The sequence below is a fragment of the Amycolatopsis acididurans genome (assembly GCF_012328925.1).
GTDB classification, from domain to species: domain Bacteria; phylum Actinomycetota; class Actinomycetes; order Mycobacteriales; family Pseudonocardiaceae; genus Amycolatopsis_E; species Amycolatopsis_E acididurans.
The window spans coordinates 1-3399 of sequence record NZ_JAAXLS010000103.1 but is presented as its reverse complement, the minus strand read 5'-3'; the positions used below and the strand labels follow the sequence as shown (position 1 = coordinate 3399).

Annotated in this window: 3 protein-coding genes; all 3 read right to left on the bottom strand. The window is 67.7% G+C overall.

Annotated elements, in window-relative coordinates; all coding sequences use genetic code 11:
* Positions 1 to 72: 72 nt before the first annotated feature.
* A complete protein-coding gene (locus tag HFP15_RS41985; protein ID WP_168524178.1) occupies positions 73 to 366 on the bottom strand; it encodes a DUF6262 family protein in 294 nt (97 codons plus the stop codon).
* A complete protein-coding gene (locus tag HFP15_RS41980) occupies positions 363 to 2105 on the bottom strand; it encodes a tyrosine-type recombinase/integrase (RefSeq protein WP_210718591.1) in 1743 nt (580 codons plus the stop codon). Before HFP15_RS41980 ends, HFP15_RS41985 begins: the two co-directional genes overlap by 4 nt.
* A 127-nt stretch (positions 2106 to 2232) precedes the next feature.
* Positions 2233 to 3399, bottom strand: a 1167-nt coding sequence (locus tag HFP15_RS41975; protein ID WP_210718590.1) for a tyrosine-type recombinase/integrase, incomplete at its 5' end; no start/stop codon positions are given.

Below are 3399 nucleotides of genomic sequence, written 5' to 3'. Positions count from 1 at the left end.
TTCGATGACGGCGTTGTCGTAGGGTTATCCGGCTAATGATCTTGGATTCTGGCTATTGGCCGGCTAATGTCGTCAGCCTTTCGGGGGTTGGAGTTTCCGGAGTTTTTCTTCGTGGCGGCGGACTCGGGTGGCCAGGGCGTCGAGCGCGGTGCGGAGGGTGGCGATCTCGTCGGTGAGGCTGGTGAGGGTGCCGCCAGTGGCGGCGCGGTGCCGGTGTTCCTCGATCATGGAGCGAAGCGCCGGGTTGCGGTAGAGGGTGGTGCGGCCGAGTCCGGTGCGGGCGGCGACTGCGGTGAAGGTGACCTGCTGTCCGTCGCGGTGCAGGTCGGCGCAGGCACGTTCGACGCGGTTGAGGGTGGTGGTCATCCTGCTTGGGCCTTCGTGATCAGGGTGTCGAGTCGGGCGATGAGGCGCTGGTGGCGTTCGGCTTCGGCGATCCAGCCGCGCTGCTCGGCGTCGTGGGCGAGTGCTTCGGCGTCGACGCGCTGGGCGGCCAGAATTGGGAGAGAACTCGCTTCGGCGTGGAAGCTGGGGCAGTGCTCGCAAATGTTGGCGTAGGTGCAGGCGCCTTGGGCGGGCGCGCGTAGGCAGAACCCGCAGGCCAGCCGGGATTTGATGAGTGGGGTGTCCTTCCAGTCGGCTCCGCCGGTGATGTCGGTCAGGGGGAGGCTGATTCCGCCCGGCGCTGGGGTGCGGGTCTGTTGTTTGGCCAGCTCAAGGGCGCGTTCGTATTCGGCGCGCACGGTGGTGTCGAACAGCCGTCCGTAACGTAGGCTCATCTCGGCCGACATGTGGCCGAGCATTGCCATCAACGCCTGCAATGAGACGCCAGCGTTAACCAAAGCGGTGGCGTAGGTGTGGCGGAGCTGGTGCGGGGTGATGTGGTCCAGCCCCGCGGCCTGGGCGGCGCGGTCGAGCTCGGCGCGGACCGCGTTCTGCGATAGTCGCCGGCCGTGGTGGGTGAACAGGAACTGCGCGGGCCGCCGATAGCGGGGGTGCGGCATCGGCCGCCCGTGGGAGCGGATCGCGATGATGTGATCGATCAGCGTGAGGATGTCGTCGTCGATCGGGACCATCCGCTCGGTTTCCAGCTTGCCGAGCGGGATCTTCAACCAGCTGCCGTGGTCGGGGACCTCGTGGACGCAGTCCAGCTCGAGGTCGAGCAGTTCCCCGATCCGCAGCCCGCAGGCTCGTTGCAGTCGCAGCGCGCACGCGGCCAGCTGGTTATCCGGCTGCTCTACCAGCACCTCGGTGAGGCGGCGGTCGACGTCAACCGGCAGGTAACGCGGCAGCGTCTGCGGGAGCTTGGGGGTGTCGTCGCGGAAGAGCAGCTTGCGAGGCGGGGCCTCGGGCCAACCCCACTCGGTGATGTCGGTCAAGAACCCCGTCAGAGCTAGCACCCGCCGGGACCGGTCGGCGACCGTGATGACCTCATCGTTCTTGGAGTTGACCGCGTCGACCAGCGCCGTCAGGTAGGGCTCGATGTGCTTGCGTCGATCCAGATGCGCGACCGAGTCGAGGCCGGGATCGATGTCGGCCAAGAACTTGCCGAAGTGTTTGAGCCGGGTCGCGAGAGCGGACACGGTCTTGGGTTGGCAGGTCGCGCGTTTGCGCTCCAGATAGGCGATCATCGTCTCGCGGATCGGTGGTCGGACGTCGGCCAGTCGTTCGGTGAACGGGACCGGGCCGCCCGAGCGGGGCAGCTCGTCAACGATGCCGAGGTGAAACAGCACCCGCTGCGTGTTGCTGACGGCGGCGAGATAGTGCTTGTGGCCCTTGCCGGTCCGCTGTTCGCGGTCGTGGCAGGCGGCGGCGAAGGCGTTCAAATCCGCCAAGGTGAGCCGATCCAGCCGCCGCCCGGTTTGGATGAGCAGCCGGGCCGGCACCTGGGAGCCGGTGGCGAAGCGGACCCGGTCGGTGAACCCCAGTTCGGCGGCCGCGGTCATGAACCGCTCGAGGTCGCCTGCCAGCGGCGAGTCGGTGATCTCCCGCCAGATGCTGGACAGCTTGCGTTCCAGCAAATAGTCATAGCCCGGCTGCAGCGCCCGGTGCAGCATCAGGAACGTGATGATCGGCCGGGTCGACGAGCCGGCCGACAACCGCACCTGCAGCGGCTCGGCGGCCCACCTCCGCGGGTCCGGCCACCGCCCGAAGAACACCCGAGCCGCCCACGAGTAGGCCGAATTGCCCCGGCCGCTGCGGTGCAGATAGTCCAGGTAGGCGGCGTGCAGATCACGGCCGGGACTGGGAGCGGATGCGGTCGCGAGCGGCATCGAACTCCTCCTTCACGTGCGCCGGAGCGAGATGGATATAGCGGGCAGTGGTGTCGACATGCGCATGACCGAGCAACGCCTGCATCACCGCAAGATCAACCCCGGCCTCCGCCAGCGCGGTGCCGAACGTATGGCGCAGCGCATGCGGATGCCCACCGACAACGCCGGTGAGTCCACGGTGGTAGCGAAAGATCGTGCGCAGCCCGGCCGGCGTCAGCGGCTGTCCCCGGTTCGGACCTTTGGCCACCAGAAAAAGCAGGTCACTGTCGGATTCAGGGCGCTCGGCCAGCAGATACACCTGGATCACCGAAGCGACGTCGGCATCCAACGGCACCCGGCGTTCCCGCTGGCCCTTCCCGACGACTTTCAGCCAGCGGCCACCGATATCGACGTCGGTGACGGCCAGGCCCAACACCTCGGCCGAACGCAGCCCGCAATACAGCATCAACCCAGCAACAGCCCGGTCCCGCCACGCGCGGAAGCTCGCCAACAGCTCCGCTGCGTCCGATGTGGACAGTGCAGTCGGCAGGCAGCGGGGCTCGCGCAGCCGCAGCGACGAGCGGTTCTTCGGGCGGCGCACCGTGTGCGCCAGCATCCCACTGCGCTCGCCCGGTGCCCGCCAGCGCGCCTCCCGCCCTTTCGGGACCGGGTTGGTCACGTCCGGGTCCCGCATCGCGGCGAACGCGAACAGGCCCGAAATCGCCGCCAACCGACGATTGATCGTCGTGGCGGCATACTGATCCATCCGACGGCCCGACAAGCGGACCACATTCGGTCCCGGGCGGCCCGGCACCCTGGCCTCCCGGCAGGCCCGCAAAAATCGCAGCAGCACCTCCGTCGTCACCGCAGACAGCGGCTCCTCCTCGGCGGCCAGCCATCGGCAGAACGCCAGCAGGTCATACCCATAGGCACGAACGGTCTTCGCCGAGTAGTTCCGGTCCGCCAGATACGCCAAATACTCATCCACCAGCCCGAACCGCGACGCTGCCGGACCGGCCAACACCCAACCGCCGCCTCGTTGCTCAAGCCGCAGACTGGCCGTACTCCTCATGCGGAACAGATGTACCAGCAATGACCCGACACGGCCGGCAAGTAACACGACGGCGGCGTGTCCCTGACCAGGAAC

Coding starts and splice junctions, on each gene's coding strand:
- HFP15_RS41985 (WP_168524178.1), bottom strand. CDS start 366: ATGACCACCACCCTCAACCGCGTCGAACGTGCCTGCGCCGACCTGCAC.